Raw genomic sequence first — 20,585 nt, 5'->3', positions numbered from 1 at the left:
GAACCCACCGACCGCACCGGCACACCGACCGCAACCCACGACTCCCGATACCTCCACGCGTCCACGGCCGACGCCTCGGCGCGGCGCGTCCGCCACGAGGACAGCGCGGGCAGCACCGGCGCCAAGGCCTCGCCGGTCACACCGAGCACGTCGGCGACCGCGTCGGGGTCCTCCTGCTCCACCGCTTCCCAGAACTGCGCGTCGACGGCGTCCTGCCGAGGCTCCGCACCGGTCTCGGGCCAGAACCGGCGACGCCGGAACGCGTACGTGGGCAGCTCGGCCTCCCGGGCGCCGGGGAACACCGCCTCCCACCGGACGCCGACACCGTGGGTGTACAGATGGGCCAGCGACAGCAGGAGGCGGCGCGGTCCGCCGTCGTCCCGGCGCAGCGTGCCCACGGCCGTACGGCCGGGCCGGGCCGGGCCTGCCTCGTCGAGGGTCTCCTGCAAGGGCGGCACCAGCACGGGGTGCGGGCTCACTTCGAGCAGCACCGACACGCCCGCGTCCACCAGGGCCCGGCTCGCGGACGCGAACCGGACCGTCTCCCGGAGGTTGCGGTACCAGTACCGCGCGTCCCAGGTCCGGGTGTCCGCCTGCTCACCGGTGGTGCACGAGTACACCGGTACGGACGACGCCACGGGCGTCACGGCCGCGAGGTCGGTCAGCAACCGGTCACGGATGCGCTCCACGTGGGCCGAGTGCGAGGCGTAGTCCACCGGTATCCGGCGGGCTCGTACCCCCGCCGTCTCGCACGCCGCGAGCAGTTCGTCCACGGCCGAGGCCTCACCCGAAGCGACCGTCGAAGAGGGTCCGTTGACCGCTGCGAGCGACAGGCGTCCCTCCCACCGGCCGAGCAGTTCCGCCGCCCCCTGCTCCGACAGGGGCAGGGCCACCATGCCGCCCAGCCCGGCCAGGGACTCCGCGATGGCCCGGCTGCGCAGGGCGACCACCCGGGCGCCGTCCTCCAGTGACAGGGCGCCCGCCACGCAGGCCGCCGCTATCTCACCCTGGCTGTGACCGGCCACCGCCGCCGGTTCGACGCCGTACGAACGCCACAGTTCGGCCAGCGACACCATGACCGCCCAGAGCACCGGCTGCACGACGTCGACGCGCTCCAGCGCCGCCAGGTCGTCCACGACGTCGAGCAGCGACCAGTCGACGAACGGGGTGAGCGCGGCACCGCACTCGGCCATCGCCCGGGCGAACACCGGCGAGGCGTCGAGCAACGGCCGCGCCATGCCGGCCCACTGGGAGCCCTGACCGGGGAAGACGAACGCCACCTTCGCGGCATCGTCCGCCCGCCCCTCGGTCACGTGGGCGGCCGCCTCGCCGGCGGCCAGCGCCCGCAGTCCGGCGAGCAGCTCCTCGCGTCCCTCGCCCACCACGGCGGCCCGGTGCTCGAACGCCGAGCGTGTGGACACCAGTGACCAGCCGACGTCGGCGGCGTCCGGCGCGGACCCGGTCTCCAGGCGGGTCAGCAGCCGGGCCGCCTGGTCACGGACCGCCTCTCGCGTCTTCCCCGACAGCACCCAGGGCACCGCACCGGCGGAGGGCCCCGGCGTGTCCGGGGCCGGCGTGTCCTGCGGTGCGGCGGACTCCAGGACGACGTGCGCGTTCGTGCCCGAGATACCGAAGGACGACACCCCGGCCCGCCGGACGCCGTCCGTCCGCGGCCACGGCGTCTCCTGCGTCAGCAGCTCCACCTTGCCCGCCGACCAGTCGACATGCGTCGACGGCTCGTCCACGTGCAGCGTCCGGGGCAGCGACCCGTGGCGCATCGCCAGCACCATCTTGATCACCCCGGCCACGCCCGCGGCGGCCTGTGTGTGGCCGATGTTGGACTTCAGCGAGCCGAGTCGCACGGGCGGGCGCCCGTCCCGGTCCTGGCCGTAGGTGGCCAGGAGGGCCTCGGCCTCGATCAGGTCGCCCAGGGTCGTTCCCGTGCCGTGGGCCTCCACGGCGTCGACGTCCCGGGCGGCGAGGCCGGCGGCGGCCAGTGCCTCGCGGATGACCCGCTGTTGCGACGGACCGTTGGGCGCGGTCAGCCCGCTGGAGGCACCGTCCTGGTTCACCGCCGATCCGCGGACGATCGCGAGGACCCGGCGGCCCTGTGCGCGCGCGTCCGACAGCCGTTGCAGGACGAGTACGCCCACCCCCTCGGCCAGGCCGAATCCGTCCGCCGTGTCCGCGAACGCCTTGCACCGGCCGTCGGGGGCGAGCGCGCCGAGCTGGGAGAACTCCTGGAACATCCCGAGCCCCGGCATCACGGTCACCCCTCCGGCGAGGGCCAGGTCCGACTCGCCGGAGCGCAGCGACTGCGTCGCGAGGTGCAGCGCCACCAGCGACGACGAGCACGCCGTGTCCACCGTCACCGCCGGGCCTTCCAGACCGAGCGCGTATGCCACGCGGCCTGAGGCGACGCTTCCCGTGGTGCCGGTCAGCACGTGACCACCGAGGTCCAGGCCGTCCTCGAGTGCCGGTCCACAGGCCAGTGTCACCAGTCCGGTGAAGACGCCGGTCCTGCTGCCGTGCAGCGCGTCCGGCCGGATACCGGCGGCCTCCAGGGCCTCCCAGGAGGTCTCCAGCAGCAGCCGCTGCTGCGGGTCCATGGCGAGGGCCTCGCGCGGGGAGATCCCGAAGAACTCCGCGTCGAACAGGGGTGCGTCCTGGAGGAATCCGGCTTCGCGCTGGTAGTACCGTCCAGGTGTCCTGGGCCGTGGATCATACCTGCCGGCCGTGTCCCAGCCCCGGTCGGCGGGAAAGGCCGCGACGGCGTCCCGGCCCTCGGACAGCAGGCGCCACAGGTCCTCCGGGCCGTGTACCCCGCCGGGCAGTCGGCAGCCCATGCCGACGATCGCGACGGGCTCGCCGGACGGGACGGGACGGCGGGTGGGAACGGCCCCGGCGGCCGGTGTCGTCCCGGGAGCCGCCCGGGTGACCAGGTACGCGGCCAGCTGCGCGGGAGTGGGGTGGTCGAAGACGGCCGACGCGGGCAGGGGCAGGCCGGTGGCCTCCGTGATCCGGGCCCGTACCTCCATCGCGGTGACCGAGTCCAGCCCCAGTTCCAGGAACGGACGCCGTCGGTCGGACGGCTCCAGGAGGTCGCGGCCGAGGACCGCGGCCACTTCGGCGCAGACCAGGTCCACCAGCACCGTGCGACGCTGCGCTTCCGGGAGCAGGGCCAGGTCGGCGCCCGCGCTCGCGGGCGCGTCGGCCGGGTCGTCGACGTCGTCGGAGGTGTGCTGTTCCCAGAGTGCCGCGAGATCCGCGGGTGCGGGCCCGGCCGGGGCGGACGGCCAGTCGGCCCTGGCTCCGGCCGCCCACAGTTCGCCCAGGGCCGCCGTCAGACGGGCAGGGCCGCCGTCGTGACGACGCAGCGTGGCGACCACGGCTCCCGCGGCCTGGAGGTGCTCGATGGTGTCCCGCATCGCCGAGGTGAGGACCGGGTGCGGGCTGACCTCCAGCAGTACGTGACGTCCGGAGGCCAGCAGGCCCCCGATGGTCTCCTGGAACCGGACCGGTCGGCGCATGTTGTCGCACCAGTAGTCGGCGTCCAGCAGGCGCCCGGACACCTCTCCCGCCACGAGCGAGGAGTGGAAGGGCACGCGCGGCCGACGGGGCCGCAGTGGTGCGAGGTCCGCGCGGACCTGGGGCAGGATCGCGTCCATCTGCGGGGAGTGGGCGGCCAGTCCCACGGACGTGCGGCGCGCGGACACCCCCTCGCTCCGCAGCGCCTCGATGAGTTCGGCCGCAGCCGCGGTCGAGCCGGAGACGAGCACGGCGGTGGGCCCGTTGACCGCGGCGAGCACCAGCTCGCCTTCCCAGGCGGCCAGCCGCTCGCGGACCTCGTCCGCCGGAGCCTGCACGGAGACCATCTCACCGCGTCCGGCCTGGGACCACTGGGCCCGGCTCCACAGGGCGGCGACCCGGGCCGCGTCGTCCAGGGACAGGGCCCCGCTCACCGCCGCCGCCGCCACCTCGCCGAGGCTCTGGCCGACGACCACGGCCGGCTCCACGCCGTGCGAACGCCACAGGTCCGCCAGCGAGACCGTGACGGCGAAGAGCACCGGCTGGACGATGTCGGCGCGCGCCAGCTCGGCGCCCGCACCCGGGTCACGGGCCAGGTCGATCAGCGACCAGTCGACGAAGGGCTCCAGCGCCTGCGCGCAGTCGTCCATCCGGGACCGGAAGACGGGCGAGGAGTCCAGCAGCTCGGCGGCCATGCCGGGCCACTGGGGTCCTGCGCCGGGGAAGACGAACGCGACGTCGCCCGGCGCCCCCGTGCCGGTGCTCAGGCCGTTGCAGCGACGGTCCCGGGCGAGCGCGGCCAGCCCGTCCAGCAGCTGCCCCCGGTGACGCACGCCCACCGCTGCCCGGTGGGGGTGGTCGACGCTCGCGTCCTTCGCCAGCCAGCGCCCGATGTCCTCAAGGGCCGGCTCGCCGTCGCGCAGGTAGGCGCCGAGCCGACGGGCCTTCTCCCGCAGCGCGGGGGCGCTGTCCGCCGACAGGAGCCAGGGCAGAGGAGTGTGGTCCGGGGAGTGCGACATGCTGGAGGAGCCTTCCGGGCGTCAGGTGCTGCCGGCCAGGGGCAGCCGGGCAGAGACGGGTCGCGCTCGTCCGCGAGGGACGGCGCGTCGGTCGGGGGTGCTTTCAGCTCCTCGTCAACCGGTCTCGCCCTGGGGGCGGACCGTGCGCTGCCAGTCGATGTGGTGTCCGTAGAGCCAGTCCATGGAGACCAGCGACGGCATCCACTTCATGAGCAGCGGGCCGAAGAGGTTGCGCAGGTGCATGCCCCACGGGGTACGCACCTTCACCGGTTTGGCGTTCAGCTCGCCCCACTTGACGACCTTGTCGACCCGCGGGGTGCGTAGCCTCTCGTAGATGGCGAAGGCGCTCTTTGGGGAGTCGGTGTCCCGCAGGCACTGGGCGAGGACCACCGCGTCCTCCATCGCGAGAGCCGTTCCGGCGCCGATGCGCCCGGTCAGCGCGCACGCGTCGCCGATCAGCACGGCCCGGCCCCGGTGGCGTGCCGGGGGCTTGGGCAGCCGCTCCATGGGACGGATGTCGAACGGGCCGGTGGCGTCGGACAGTATCTCGCGAAGGGCGGGCATGTCACGGTCGTAGACGTCCAGCAGCCACTCCTTCCACTCCTCGACGGTGGTGCTGTCGTCCGGCCCGACCGGCTCCTTCCTGGGTGCGAACGCCAGCCACTGGACGCTCCTGTCGGCTTCGACGTGGTAGCTGAAGTGCCCCTCGTACCCGAAGGAGGCCACGCACACCCCGGGTGTCGGTTCGAGACTGCCCGGGCGGGAACGGCCGCCCAGTCCCAGTACACCGGTGTACGACGCGTCCGGGGTCTGCGGGAAGAGGGACCGCCGGACTCGGGAGTGGGCACCGTCGGCGCCGACGAGCACGTCCCCCTCGGCTGTCGTCCCGTCGGCGAACACGGCCGTGGCGCCGTCATCGGTGACCGTGCACGATGTCAGTTCCTTGCCGTACTCGACGCGGATCCCGCGTTCGGCGCACAGGTCCCGCAGGGTCCGGTCCAGCTTTCCCCGGCCGATCAGCAGACTGGTGGGAGCGGTGTCGGAGGCGGCGTTGTTGTACAGCGTGCCCATGTACTTGCCGGTGCCGCTGTACATGGGCAGGCGGGGGATGGGGAAGCCGTCCAGTTCGACCCCGATGGCGCGCAGGGCGTCCAGGCCGTTGGACCCGACGCTGAGCAGGTGGCCCTCGGCGGCGGGGGGTTCGCTGTCGCGCTCGTAGACGACGGCCTCCACCCCGATGCGGTGAAGCGCCAGGGCGAGCGTGGTGCCGCCCGCGCCGCCGCCGATGATGAGTGTCTTCAGAGCCATGGTTCGCTTTCCGTGGACGTCGAGGGGTGGGACCAGGCGTGTCGGAACGACTGGGGAAATTCGGAGCGCAGCCATGCGTGCACGGTCAGCGCCGTGGACTCGGCGTGGCTCTCCATGATCGTGAAGTGGTCACCGGGCACGGTCCGTTCGGCGTGTTCCACGGGCCACCGTTCCCGCTGCCAGCCCGGTCCGGGGCCCAGCGGGTCCGCGGCCCGGACGAAGAGGGCCGGCACCGGGCAGGGCTGTGGCTCCCATGCCTCGAAGAGGCGCAGGTAACCGCCCATCGCGGTGAGCTGTTCACCCGTGAGCAGGCCGTCGGCGAGCTCGCGGCGCGTCGAGTAGGCCTCACGCACCAGCGTGGTGAACACGGCGCGGCTGACCGGGCTGGCCGGTCCGTAGGTGTCGAGAAGTACGACGGCCAGGGGCGGCTGTCCGGCCTGGGCCAGGGCACTCGCCGTGGCGTGCGCGAACCAGCCTCCTGCCGAATGCCCGGCCAGGACAAAGGGCCTGTCCCCGGCTGCCGCCCGTGCGGCGGCGGCCATGGTGCTGATCGCGACCTCGGCCGTGGCGGGCAGCGGTTCCCCCGGACCGTAGCCCGGGAACGGCAGGACCGCCAGGTCGCACACGTCGCGCAGCCCCGTGGCGAAACGCGTGTACTGGTGGGCCCCCGAGGGAGCCACCACCGAGGGGAAGCAGAGGATCCGCGGGCCGGCGGACCCCTGCGCCAGGTGGACCGGGGCGGGTGAGCCGACGGGTTCGGTGAAGACGGTGCGGAACGTGGCCGCCGTCCGCAGGAACGCCAGCGCCTCGTCCGCCCGGTTCTCGGCCGCGGCATTGCGGAACATGGACACCAGGAGGTCGGTGGGGGCCGGGCTGACAGCCGGGGCGCCGGCTGCGGCCAGTGCCTCGGCCACGGTGGCCGCCAGCGCGCGCGGCGAAGCGTTCCGGAGGACCACGCCGGCGGACAGGCGAAGCCCGGTCTCCGCGTTGAGCCGGTTGCGCAGGTCGATCGCGGCGAGCGAGTCGAGACCGAGCTCGGGGAAACCCCGGTCGGGGGCGACGCTCCGGGCATCGGCGTGGCCCAGGACCGTGGCGACGAGGTCGGTCACGAGGTCCAGGACGAGGCGCTCCCGGTCGGCGGGCGGCGCGTCGAGGATGCGGGTCGCACGTCCGGCCGGAGTGGACGGCACCGGCGCCCGGCTCGGTACGAGGTCGTCGAGCAGCGCGGGCACCCGCTGCCCGGTGAGGGCGGCCGGGGTGAAGCGCATCGGTACGAGCAGCGGATCCCCGGCCGTGAGGGCCGCGTCGAAGAGGGCGAGGCCCTGCTCGGTGGAGAGCGCGCCGATCCCGGCCTGGCCGAGCCGGTTCCGGTCCGCGTCTGCGGCCATGTCGCTCTCCGATGCCCACAGACCCCAGGCCAGGGACTGGGCCGGCAGGCCGAGGTCCCTGCGGTACTGGGCGAGGGCGTCGAGGAAGGCGTTGGCCGCCGCGTAGTTGGCCTGGCCGGGACCGCCGAGGACACCGGCGGCCGAGGAGAAGAGCACGAACGCCGACAGACCGCGGTCCCGGGTCAGTTCGTGCAGGTTCCAGGCGCCGTCCGCCTTGGGGGCCAGCACCGCGTCCAGGCGGTCCGGGGTGAGGGACTCCACCAGTGCGTCGTCCAGCACCCCGGCGCAGTGGATGACCGCGCCCAGCGGGTGCGCCGGGGGGATGGCGGCCAGCACGCCCGCCAGTTGTCCGCGGTCGGCGACGTCGCACGCCACCGAGACGACCGTGGCGCCCGACGCGGTGAGTTCCGCCTCCAGCCCGGCGGTGGCCGCCGGGCCCCGGCGCCCTGCCAGCAGCAGGTGCCGCACGCCGTGCTCGGTGACCAGATGGCGGGCCACCAGCCCGGCCAGTCCTCCTGCCGCACCGGTGATCAGTACCGTCGCCTCGGCGGGGAACGCCGCGGACCGGCCGGTCGCGGGGGCGGCACGCACCAGACGGGGTACGAGCAGTTCGTCCGCTCGGATGGCGACCTCGGGTTCACCAACGGCCGCGGCTGCCCTGACCAGGTCCGGATCGACGCCCTTCGGGCACTCCACGACGGTGAAACGGCCGGGGTGTTCGGCCTGTGCGGAGCGCAGCAGACCACGGGCCGCCGCGCCGTCCAGGCCGGGCGCCACGCACACGGCCAGCGGCGTCGGCTCGTCCGCGGCAAGCCGACCGCGGACCGCCTCCAGCGCCTCGTGCGCCGAACCGACGCGTATGACCTCGGCCTCAGCGCGCTCGGTGACGGCGCGCGGGACCCACTGGACGCGGAACAGCCAGTCGGCCACGCTCGGACGCACCATGCGCGACGAGAGGGGCCGCGTCTCCAGCGTGTCCACGGACGCGATCAGCGTCCCCGTGTCGTCCCAGACGCGCAGGCTCAGCGCGTCGGGGCCCTGGGGCTTGATCCGCACCCGCACCCGCCCGGACGGCGCGGCACCGAGGGAGACCCCCGACCAGACGAACGGCAGCCGGACCTCCTCGGCGTCCAGGACGAGGGGGTGCAGGGCCGCGTCCAGTAACGCCGGGTGCACCGGGAACCCGTCGGCGCGTACGTGCTCCGGCAACTCCACCTCGGCGAACAGCTCGTCGCCGCGCCGCCAGACGGCACGCATGCCCTGGAACGCCGGGCCGTAGCCGACCCCGGCGTCCGCGCTCCGTTCGTAGACGCCTTCGACCGCGACGGGGCGCGCGTCCGGTGGAGGCCAGGCACCGGTGCGTTCCGGCGCACGCCGCGCGGGTCCCGCGGCCTCCAGCGTGCCGTCGGCATGGCGCAGCCACTGCCGGGCACCTGCCGGCCGGGACGACACGGACACCTCGCCGCCGTCGGCGCTCACCCGTACCTGGAGCGCGACGTCGCCGTCCTCGGGCACGACCAGGGGGGCGTGCAGGGTCAGCTCACCGAGTCGGGAGCGGCCCGCCTGTCGTCCCGCGGCCAGCGCGAGGTCCACCAGCAACGTCCCCGGTACGAGGGCGTTGCCGAGGACACGGTGGTCGGCCAGCCAGCCGTGGGTGCCGAGGGAGATCCGTCCGGTGAGGACCAGGCCGTCCTCACCCAGGTCGACCACCGCCCGCAGCAGGGGGTGCGAGCAGGTCTGAAGTCCCACGCACGTCGCGTCGCCGATCGCCGGGACGGAATCGAGCCAGTAGCGGTGACGCTGGAAGGGGTAGGTCGGCAGGGAGACCATGCGCGCGTCACTTCCGGCGTACACGGTCCGCCAGTCGACGGGCACGCCGTGCACGTGGGCTTCGGCCAGTGCGTCCAGGAAGCGGTGCTCGTCGCCCTGGCCCCGCCGCAGTGTGGCGAGGGCCGCGCCGCCGCCTGCCGGGCCCTTGTCCAGCACCTCCTGGACATCGGCTGTCAGTACCGGGTGCGGGCTCATCTCCAGGAACACCTGGAAGCCGTCCTCCCCGACCATGGCCTCGACGGTTTGGTGGAACGCGACCGTTCGGCGCACGTTGGCGAACCAGTAGCCGGGATCCAGCTCGGGGCCCGCCACACGCCCGCCGGTGACCGTGGAGTACATCGCGACGGCGGCGTCTCGGGGCCGGATGCCGGCCAGCGAGGAAAGCAGTGCGTCACGGATGCGGTCGGTGTGGTGGGAGTGGCCGGCGATGTTCGTACCGGCCACCCACCGGTGGACGACACCGCCGGCGGAGAGTCGCGCGTGCAACTCCTCCAACGCGTCCACCTCTCCGGAAGCGACGCTGGAGGAGGGCCCGTTGACCGCCGCCACACCGATCCGGCCGTCCCAGGCGGTGATCAGCTCGCGCAGCGGTCCGGCCGCCATCGCCACGGACATCATCGCGCCCTGCCCGGCGAGCGCGGTGAGTGCCTTGCTGCGCAGGGCGACGATCATCGCCGCGTCCTCCAGCGTCAGCGCCCCGGCCACGCACGCGGCGGCGATCTCGCCCTGGCTGTGACCGACCACCGCGTCCGGTTCGACGCCGTAGGACCGCCACAGCGCGGCCAGGGACACCATCACGGCGAACAGCACCGGCTGCACGCGGTCCACCTTCTCGTGGTCACCGGATCGCAGGACCTCGGTCAGCGACCAGTCCACATGCGGAGCCAGGGCACGCTCACACTCGGCGAGGCGCCCCGCGAACACCGGCGACGACTCCAGCAGTTCCACCGCCATCCCCGCCCACTGCGATCCCTGACCCGGGAACACGAAGGCGACCCTGCCGGTTCCTTCGGCGCTGCCCTGTACCAGCGCGGGCGACATGCCGCCCTCGGCCAGTGCGCGCACCGCCTCGACCATCTCCTCCCGCGAACGACCGCACACGGCGGCGCGATACTCGAAGGCGTCGCGGTGCAGCGCCAGGGTGCGGGCCACGTCCTCCTGGCGATGCCGGAGCAACAGGGGCAGCAGGGCACGCGCCTGCCCGCGCAGCGCCTCTCGACCGCGAGCGGACAGCAGCAGGGGCGGAAAGCGTTCGCCGCCGGGCGAGGGTTCGCGGTCCGGCGCGGCCGGCGGCGCTTCCAGGATGACGTGGGCGTTGGTACCGCTCACCCCGAACGAGGACACCCCCGCCCGCCGCGGCCCCTGCCACGGCTGCTCCTGCGTCAGCAGCCGCACCGCACCCGAGGACCAGTCCACCCGCGACGTCGGCTCATCCACGTGCAGCGTCCGCGGCAACACCCCGTGCCGCATCGCCAGCACCATCTTCATCACACCCGCCACACCCGCGGCCGCCTGCGTATGCCCCACGTTCGACTTCAGCGACCCCAGCCACAACGGCCGCTCCCGGCCCTGCCCGTACGTCGCCAGCAACGCGCGCGCCTCGATCGGGTCACCCAACCGCGTCCCCGTACCATGCGCCTCCACCACGTCCACATCCGACGCCGCCAGCCCCGACACCGCCAGAGCCGACCGGATCACCCGCTCCTGCGCCGCACCGTTCGGCGCCGTCAGCCCGTTCGACGCACCGTCCTGGTTCACCGCACTGCCCCGCACCACCGCCAGCACCGGATGCCCCAGCCGCTCCGCATCCGACAACCGCTCCAGGAGGACCATGGAACCGCCCTCGGCGAAGCCCGTGCCGTCGGCACCCTCCGCGAACGCCTTGCACCGCCCGTCACGTGAGAGCGCGCGCAGCCGGCTGTACTCCACCAGTGCGGACGGGGTCGACATCACGGCCACCCCTCCGGCCAGCGCCAGCGTGGTCTCTCCCTGGCGCAGCGACTGGCAGGCCAGGTGCAGGGCGACGAGCGAGGAGGAGCAGGCCGTGTCGATGCTGACCGCGGGACCCTGGAAGCCGAAGGTGTAGGCGACCCGGCCGGACGCGATGCTCGCCGAACTGCCGTTGCCGATGTAGCCCTCGAAGCCGTCCGGAGCGGTGGTGTGCCGGGAGCCGTAGTCGTTGTACATCAGCCCGGCGAACACCCCGGTACGGCTGCCGCGCAGGGAGCGGGGCGCGATGCCGGCGTGCTCCGTGGCCTCCCAGACCAGCTCCAGCAGCAGCCGCTGCTGGGGGTCGACCGTCAGCGCCTCGCGGGGCGACATCCCGAAGAAGCCGGGATCGAAGTCGGCGACATCACGCAGGTGTCCGATGTCGCGTACGTAGAGGGTGCCCGGTCGTGCGGGGTCCTCGTCGTACAGCGCGTCCACGTCCCACCCGCGGTCGGCCGGGAACCCGGAGACGGCGTCCCGCCCCTCGTGGAGCAGCTCCCACAGCCCGTCCGGTGTGTGGGTGCCTCCCGGAAGCCGGCAGGCCATGCCGACGATCGCGATGGGTTCGCTCGACCGGGCCTCCGCCTGTTCGGCGCGGGAGCGGGCCTCGTGCAGGTCGACCGTGACCCGCTTCAGGTAGTCGAGGAGTTTCTGCTCGTTGTCCATGGGTCACCCGAGCTCCGTGTCGATGAGGGCGAAGATGTCGTCGGCCGTCGCGGACAGCACCCTGGCCTTGAGGTCGTCACCGCCGGCCGGGGGCGTCGCGGCAGGGCGCCCGGAGTGCCGCAGCAGGGCCCGCAGCCGTTCGTGCACCTGCTCGCGGAGGGGATCGTCGGGGGAGAGTCCGGTCAGTACCGCGCCGACCCGGTCGAGGTCCCGCAGGGCCACCTGATGCGTGGCCGGGACGACGAGGCTCCGCAGGTGCTCGGCGAGGTCCGCCGGGTCGGGGTGATCGAACAGGAGTGTTGCGGGTAGGTCCTGGCCGATCGCCGTCGCCAGGGCGTTGCGCAGTTCGACGGCTGCCAGCGAGTCCAGTCCGGCGTCGGTGAACGACTGGTGCGCGTCGATGCGCGTTCCGGCCCGATGCCCGAGTACGCGGGCGGCTTCGCTCCTGACCAGGTCCAGCAACGCGCGGTCGCGTTCTGCCTCCGGGAGTGCCGCGAACCGTTCCGCCCAGGCCCCGCCGTTTCCGGCGGCCGGTCGGGGAGCGGGCGGGAGGAGATCGCGCAGGAGGGGCGGAACACTCCCCGCGCGCAGGACCTCCCGGTCGAGGCGGACCGGCGCCAGCACCGGGTGGTCCAGTGCGAGAGCGGCGTCGAGCAGGGACAGGGCGTCGTCGACGGACAGCGGCAGCAGGCCCGAGCGGCGCAGCCGCAGTTCGTCCGAGCGGTCCAGGCCGGCGGTCATGCCGTCCGCGGTGTCCCAGGGACCCCACACCAAGGAATGCGCCGGCAGGCCCAGACCGTGCCGGTGTTCGGCCAGGGCGTCGAGGAACGCGTTCGCGGCGGCGTAGTTGGCCTGCCCCGGGCCGCCCAGCGTGCCGGCGAGCGAGGAGAACATGACGAACGTGCTCAGCGGCGCGTCCTTGGTCAGCTCGTGCAGGTGCCATGCGCCGTCCGCCTTCGGTGCGAGAACGGCGTCGAGGTGCTCCGGTGTCAGCGCTGTGACGGTGGCGTCAGCGGTGACGCCCGCGGCGTGGACGACCGCGGTCAGCGGCTGTCCGGTGGGCACGGAGGCCAGCAGACGGGCGAGCGCCTCCCGGTCGGATACGTCACAGGCCGCGGCGTGGACTGTCGCCCCCCGTGCCTCCAGGTCCCGGACGACGGTGCCGTCCGGGGCCCGGCGGCCGATCAGCAGCAGCCGCCGCACACCGTGGACGGCGACGAGGTGGTGGGCCACAGCACGGCCGAGGGCCCCCGACCCGCCGGTGACCAGCACGGTGCCGTCCGGGTCGAACGGCGGCCGTGTGCCGGGCGGAGGACCGGTCTGCGTCCAGCGTGGCACGCGGACGTTCTCTCCGTGGACGGCGACTTCGGGCTCACCCGCGGTCAGGGCGGCGGCCAGCCGGTCATGCGGACCGTCGAGGTGCACGATCACGAATCGACCGGGGTGCTCGGACTGCGCGGAGCGCACCAGGCCTGCGACCGTTGCACCGACCGGATCCGCCGTGCCCGCGACCACCACCGCCAACGGCGAGGTGCGCGTGCTGTCGGCGAGCCGCTCCTGGACGGCCGTCAGGACGCGTCGGGCCGCGCGGCGAGCGGCGGAGGCCGCATCGCCGGTGTACGAGCCGATGACCAACTGGTCCTCCGCGGCAGGCGGTTCGGGGTCCGCACTCACGGATACGGGGACCCACTCCGTGCGGTACAGCCGGCCGGCGTGGAGCCTGCCGGTCGTGACCTCCCTGGTGACCAGTGACCGCACGGTCACCACCGGCCGGTCGTCGACGTCCACGGCCGTGAGGCGTACCGCCCCGGACTCCGACGGTGAGAGGCGGACCCGCAGCGCCGTCGCCCCGCGCGCGGCGACCGACACCCGCGACCAGGCGAACGGCAGCCGCAGACCGGTGGCGTCCAGGGCCAGCGCATGCAGCGCGGCGTCCAGCAGTACCGGGTGTACGACATGGCCGTCGGCGTCGGGCCCAGCGAGGGCCACCTCGGCACACACATCCCGGCCGACCCGCCAGGCGGCGCGCAGCCCCTGGAACGAGGGACCGTAGGCGAAGCCGGCGTCGGCGAGCCGGTCGTACACGTCGGTCAGGTCGAGCGGTACGGCGCCCGCCGGGGGCCACGGCCCGGGCGGAGCCGGCTCGTGCGCCGCGTCCGCGCCGTGACCGGCGAGCGTGCCCTCGGCGTGCAGCGCCCAGGGGTCCGCGTCGGTACCACCGGCGCGGGAGGAGATCGTCAGCGCGCGCCGTCCGGCGTCGTCAGGCGGCGCGACGTGCAACCGGAGGAGGACCGCACCGCGATCGGGCACCACCAGGGGTTCCCGCAGGACCAGCTCGTCCACGTGGCCGGCACCGGTCCGGTCGGCCGCGTGCAACGCCAGATCGAGCAGTGCGGTGCCGGCGACCAGGACCGTCCCGTCGACGACGTGATCGGCCAGCCACGGGTGGGCCGCTGTGGACAGGCTGCCCGTGAAGACGCGGCCCCCGTCGGGCAGGTCCACGGTCCCGGCCAGCAACGGGTGTCCGGCGGGTGCCAGGCCCGAGTCGGCCGCTCCGAGTGCGGCGCCCGAGTCCCGCAGCCAGTACCGGTCCCGTTGGAACGCGGTGGTGGGCAGCTCGACGCGGCGTGCGCCCGGCAGAAGTGCGGTCCAGTCCACGTCCGCGCCGCGCACGTGGAGTCGTGCGAGAGCGGTCACCGCGTCCCGGGGCTCGGTCAGCCCCGCTTTCGGGCGCAGGGTGGGAACGAACGCCGCGTCCGGCACGCACCGCGGCCCCACGGCACTGAGTACGGCGTCCGGCCCCAGCTCGGCGAAGGTCCGTATGCCGAGGGAGCGCAGCGTGGCCAGGGAGTCCGTGAGCCGCACGGGTTCGCGGACCTGACGCACCCAGTACTCGGGGTCCTCGACCGCGCCGGGCAGGGTGATCGTGGGCCGGGAGAAGGTCAGGCCCCGTACCACCTCGCCGAAGGCGTCGAGCATGCCGTCCATGTGGTGCGAGTGGAAGGCGTGACTGACCCGCAGCTCCTTCGTGTGCCGCCACTTCCCGGCGTACGCCCTCACGGCCGGGGCGTCGCCGGACAGGACGACGGAGTCCGGTGCGTTGACCGCGGCCAGGCACACCCCGTCGGGCAGTCCCGCGGTCACCTCCGCCTCCGAGGCGCGCACCGAGATCATCAAGCCGCCGGCCGGCAGCGCCGCCATCAGCCGCCCACGTGCCTCCACCAGCGCACAGGCGTCGGCGAGCGAGAGCACCCCGGCCACATGTGCGGCGGCGACCTCGCCGATGGAGTGGCCGGCGACGGCACGCGGCCTCGCCCCCCAGGACTCGAAGAGTCGGAACAGCGCGACTTCCAGGGCGAACAACGCCCGCTGGGCGTGGTCGGTGCGGTCCAGCAGTTCGGCCGTGTCCGCGATGTCCTCCTGCCAGTGGGCGGTCACCGCGTCGTGGGCAGCTGCGAAGACCGGATAGGACGCGTACAGCTCCGCCCCCATGCCGGGCCGCTGGGCTCCCTGGCCGGTGAAGAGGAAGGCGAAGCCACCGGGGGTGGATTCACCGGTCACCAGGCCGCCGGAGGGCTGTCCGTCCGCCAGTTGCCGTAGTGCGTCCGGGTGGTCGGCCAGGACGACCGCCCGGTGCTCCCAGCAGGTGCGGGTGGCCGCCAGGGAATGTCCGAGGTCCGTCCCGTCGCGGTCGCCGACGACAGCGAGCAGGGACCGGGCCTGCGCCCGCAGCTGTGACGGGGTCCGGCCGGACAGCGGCCACGGGACGACCGGCGGGACCGCGGGACGCACGCTGTCGGGCGAGGGTTCGCGGTCCGGCGCGGCCGGCGGCGCTTCCAGGATGACGTGGGCGTTGGTACCGCTCACCCCGAACGAGGACACCCCCGCCCGCCGCGGCCCCTGCCACGGCTGCTCCTGCGTCAGCAGCCGCACCGCACCCGAGGACCAGTCCACCCGCGACGTCGGCTCATCCACGTGCAGCGTCCGCGGCAACACCCCGTGCCGCATCGCCAGCACCATCTTCATCACACCCGCCACACCCGCGGCCGCCTGCGTATGCCCCACGTTCGACTTCAGCGACCCCAGCCACAACGGCCGCTCCCGGCCCTGCCCGTACGTCGCCAGCAACGCGCGCGCCTCGATCGGGTCACCCAACCGCGTCCCCGTACCATGCGCCTCCACCACGTCCACATCCGACGCCGCCAGCCCCGACACCGCCAGAGCCGACCGGATCACCCGCTCCTGCGCCGCACCGTTCGGCGCCGTCAGCCCGTTCGACGCACCGTCCTGGTTCACCGCACTGCCCCGCACCACCGCCAGCACCGGATGCCCCAGCCGCTCCGCATCCGACAACCGCTCCAGAAGCAGGACCCCCACGCCTTCGGCGAAGCCCGTGCCGTCGGCACCCTCCGCGAACGCCTTGCACCGCCCGTCGAACGCCAGACCGCCCTGCCTCTCGAACTCGCCGAAGACCGACGGCGTGGCGAGAACCGTGGCACCGCTCACGAGGGCCATGGAGCACTCGCCCTGGCGTACGGACTGCGCCGCCAGGTGCAGGGCCACCAGGGAGGACGAGCAGGCGGTGTCCACCGTGACCGCCGGTCCCTCAAGCCCCAGGGTGTACGCCACCCGGCCCGACGCGACGCTCACCGCACTGCCGTTGCCGAGGTATCCGCGCAGGTCGTCCGGGACGGACCGGAGCCGTGCCAGGTAGTCGTTGCCCCAGACGCCGGTGAAGACGCCGATCGTCTCGCCTCGTACCGAGGAGGGGTCGATCCCGGCCCGCTCGAACGTCTCCCAGCTCGTCTCCAGCAGCAGCCGCTGCTGCGGGTCCATCGCCAGCGCCTCACGCGGCGAGATCCCGAAGAACCCGGCGTCGAACGCGTCCGCCGCGTCGAGGAATCCCCCCACGCGTGCCGGATCGTCCGGCTCCCAGCCGCGGTCCGCGGGAAAGCGCGTCATGGCGTCGCGGCCCTCGGCGACCAGTTCCCACAGCTGCTCCGGCGTCGACACACCACCGGGCAGCCGGCAGGCCATGGAGACGATGGCGATGGCCTCGTCCGGGGCAGCGGCAACCGTCGCCGGCGCGGTCGTCGCGGGCTCCCCGGTGGCCGGCGCTCCGCCGATCGACGCGTGCAGATGGGCCGCCAGGGCGGCGGGGGTGGGATGCTCGAAGACCAGCGTGGCGGGAAGTCTGAGGCCGGTCAGAGCGGCGAGACGGTTGCGCAGCTCGACGGCGGTCAGGGAGTCGAAGCCGAGTTCCCGGAAGGCCCTGCCCTCGGGCAGCGCGTCCGGTGTCTCGTGTCCGAGAACGGCCGCCGCCTCGGCCAGGACGCGGCCTGTCAGGAGTCTGACGCGTTCTGCGTCCGGCACCTCCCGCAGAGAGCGTGCCAGCGCCGACCGCGCCGACCGCGCCGTCTTGCGGCCGGCCGGGCCCAACGAGCTGAGCAACGGGGGAACCACCGGCATGCGGCTGGGTACCAGGTGGGCCGGCACGAGCAGGGGGTCCCCGGCGGCCAGGGCGGCGTCGAACGCGGCCAGCCCGTCGGTCACGGACAGCGGCAGCATGCCGCCCCTGGCCATGCGATCGGAGTCGGCCTGGTCGTACGTGCCTCGCATGTCGCTGGCGCCGGACCACACACCCCAGGCGAGCGACTGGCCGGGCAGTCCGGCGGCCCGCCGGTGGGCGGCAAGCGCGTCCAGGAAGGTGTTCGCGGCGGCGTAATTGCCCTGTCCGGGAGAGCCGAGGACACCCGCACCCGCGGAGAACAGCACGAACGCCGACAGGTCCAGGTCCCGGGTCAGCTCGTGCAGGTGCCAGGCCGCGTCGACCTTGGGCCGGAACACGGTGGCGAGGCGGTCGGCGGTCAGCGACTGCACGAGCCCGTCGTCCAACGCTCCGGCCGCGTGCACGACGGCGGTCAGCGGATGGTCGGCCGGCACGCGCGCCAGAGCCGCCTCCAGCTGCCGCCGGTCGGACACGTCGCAGGCGGTCACCGTCACCTGGACGCCGGGTGCCTCCAGGCCGGTCAGGTCGGTCACGCCCCGGCGGCCCAGGAGCAGGAGATGCCGGACGCCGTGCGCGGCAACCAGGTGACGGGCGAGATGTCCGGCGAGGACGCCGGTGCCGCCCGTGATCAGTACCGTGCCGTCCGGGTCGAGTGGACGCGGCACCGTCAGCACCACCTTGCCGACGTGCCGGGCCTGCGCCATGTGGCGGAACGCCTGCCGCGCCGAGCGGACGTCCCAGGCGCGGCGGGGCAGCATGCGCAGGGTGCCCGATGCGAACAGGGCGATCAGCTCGTCCAGCATCGCCCCGATGCGTTCGGGCGGGGTCAGCCCCAGGTCGTACGACTGATAGCTTTCGGCCGGCAGGCCGGTGCGGATGTCGGCCTTGCCCATCTCCAGGAAGCGTCCGCCCTCGGCCAGCAGGCGCAGTGAGGCGTCGGTGAACGCCCCGGCCAGACTGTTCAGTACGACGTCCACACCGCGCCCGCCGGTCGCCTCACGGAAGCGTTCGGCGAAGTCGAGGGTGCGGGAGGAGGCGATGTGCCCCTCCTCGATCCCCGCGGCGAGCAGGACGTGGTGTTTGGCGGGGGCCGCCGTCGCGTACACCTCGGCGCCGAGGTGCCGGGCGATCTGCACGGCCGCCATGCCGACCCCGCCCGCGGCCGAGTGGATCAGGACGGACTGTCCCGGGCGCAGCCGGCCGAGGTCGACCAGGCCGTAGAAGGCGGTGAGGAACACCGTGGGCACGGAGGCGGCTTCGGGGAAGGACCATGCGGCGGGCATGCGTCGCACCAGCCGGTGATCGGTGACGGCGGTGGGCCCGAAGGCGTCGGCGAACAGGCCGAACACGCGGTCCCCGACGGCGAGGCCGGGCACGTCCGGACCGGTCTCGAGGATCACTCCGGCGCCCTCGTTGCCGATGGTGGCGGTCCCCGGGTACTGGCCGAGAGTGATGCAGACGTCGCGGAAGTTCAGTCCGGCGGCGTGCACCGCGATGCGGACCTCGCCCGACTCCAGCGGTGCGAGGGCTTCGGGCGCGGGCTCCAGGCGCAACCCGTCCACCGAGCCCGGTTCCGCGGCCGACAGCCGCCACGTCCCGTCCGGGGGCGTCAGTTCCGCGCCGTCCCGGGTGAGCCGGGGTGCGAACATCGACCCGGCGCGGATGGCGATCTGGGGCTCCGGCGTCGCCGCCGCTGCGGCGACGAGGGCCACTGACTCCGGACCGCCGTCCACGTCGACCACGAGGAAACGGTCCGGGTGCTCGGCCTGGGCGGCCCGCAGGAGCCCCCACACCGCAGCACCGGCCGGGTCGGGTACGTCGTCGCCGGAGGCGGACACGGCGTTCCGTGTCACCACGACGAGCCGTGCGTCGGCGAACCGGTCGTCGGCCAGCCAGGCACGCACCAGGTCCAGGGCACGCGCCGTCGCGCTGTACGCCCCCTGGACGGGATCGTCCGCATCCGCGTCACAGGAGACCAGTACCGCCTCGGGCACCGCGGTGAGCGCGTCGAGTCCGGGCAGCGGCCCAGCGTCCGCGAGCCCGAACGGGTCCGGCCCGACCACGGCGAAGTCCGGGCGCCGGTCCGGGAGCGGCACGGGTGTCCAGGACAGGCGGTGCAGCCGGTGCGGTCGGGTGGCCAGCGGACGGATGACGAGCGAGCCGACCGAGACGACCGGTTCTCCCGACGTCGCGTCGAAGGCCCGGAGCGTCACGGTGTCCGCGCCGCTCGGCGCGAGGTGCACGCGCAGGGCACGGGACGCGCCGGGCAGCAGCGCCACGTCACGCCAGGAGTAGGGCACCGACACGCCCTCGGCGTCGGCGGCCAGCGCGTGCAGCGCCGCGTCCAGCAGCGCGGGATGCACGCCGAAGCCCGAGAGCTCCTCGGTGTCGGGCAGCGCGACCTCGGCGAAGACGTCGTCGCCCCGGCGCCAGGCCGCCCGCAGGCCGCGGAAGGCCGGGCCGTAGCCGTATCCGGCGTCCGCGAGCCGATCGTAGAAACCGTCCAGGTCGACCGCGGACGCGGCGCCGTGCGATGGCCAGTCCGGCGCGGGGACGGCCCGGGGCGGCAAGGCACTGAGCGACCCCTCGGCGTTGCGGACCCAGTCACCGCCATCGGTCCTGCTGGAGATCGACACCGTGCGGTTGCCGTCCTCGTCGGGCCCCACGCGCACCTGTATCGCCAGTCCGCCCGTGGGGGGCAGCGGACACGGGCGGGTCAGCGTCAGTTCCGCCACCCGCGGGCACCCGGTTCGACGGCCGGCGTAGGCGGCGAGTTCGAGCATGGCCGTACCGGGCAGCAGGACGCTGTCGGCCACGACATGCTCAGCCAGCCAGGGCTGTGTCCGCGGGGACAGCAAGCCGGACAGCACGCAGCCCTCTTCGCCCATGTCCACGAAGGCGGCGCCGAGCGGGTGCCCGGTGGTTTCCATCCCGAACCCGGCGGCGTCCCCCACGCGTCCGCGGGCGGGAGGCGCCCAGTAGCGACGGCGTTGGAAGGCGTAGGTCGGAAGGTCGAGACGCCGACCACCCTCCAGGAAGCGCCCCCAGTCCACCTCTCCGCCGCGCACATATGCTTCGGCGGCCGAGTGCAGGAACCGGTCCAGGCCGCCGTCGTCCCGGCGGAGCGTGCCGATCACGCCGGTATCGGAGCCGAGGGCCTCGGCCGTGGCCTCGATGTCGACGGTGAGCACCGGGTGCGGGCTGACTTCGACGAACGTGTCGAAGCCGTGCCCGACCAGATCGCGGACCGCACCGTCGAACTCGACCGTCTCGCGCAGGTTGCGGTACCAGTACCCGGCATCCAGCGCCGAACCGTCCAGCCACGCACTGTCGGCCGTCGACCAGAAC

The 20,585-nt window shown here is 74.0% G+C and carries 3 protein-coding genes and 1 pseudogene; all 4 read right to left on the bottom strand.

The features are described 5' to 3' along the window. Nucleotides 1-4,547 (bottom strand): type I polyketide synthase (locus tag IE294_RS43090; RefSeq protein ID WP_189894809.1); only part of this gene is annotated, 4,547 nt, incomplete at its 3' end. Between the two features lie 114 nt (nucleotides 4,548-4,661). Then, nucleotides 4,662-5,855 carry an FAD-dependent oxidoreductase gene (locus tag IE294_RS43085; protein ID WP_189894808.1) on the bottom strand — a complete coding sequence of 398 codons (1,194 nt, stop codon included), beginning with the start codon at nucleotides 5,853-5,855 and terminating at the stop codon, nucleotides 4,662-4,664. Between the two features lie 80 nt (nucleotides 5,856-5,935). Next, nucleotides 5,936-11,710 (bottom strand): annotated as a pseudogene (locus IE294_RS43080) (SDR family NAD(P)-dependent oxidoreductase); the annotation flags it as partial. A 21-nt stretch (nucleotides 11,711-11,731) separates the two neighbouring features. Further along, a partial coding sequence (locus tag IE294_RS43075) for a type I polyketide synthase (protein WP_189894806.1) occupies nucleotides 11,732-20,585 on the bottom strand: 8,854 nt, incomplete at its 5' end.

The sequence above is a fragment of the Streptomyces canarius genome, from assembly GCF_014650735.1.
Lineage (GTDB): Bacteria > Actinomycetota > Actinomycetes > Streptomycetales > Streptomycetaceae > Streptomyces > Streptomyces olivaceoviridis.
The sequence above is the reverse complement of the archived record's forward strand: the minus strand, read 5'-3'. Positions and strand labels throughout refer to the sequence as shown.

Coding starts and splice junctions, on each gene's coding strand:
- IE294_RS43085 (WP_189894808.1), bottom strand. CDS start 5,855: ATGGCTCTGAAGACACTCATCATCGGCGGCGGCGCGGGCGGCACCACG.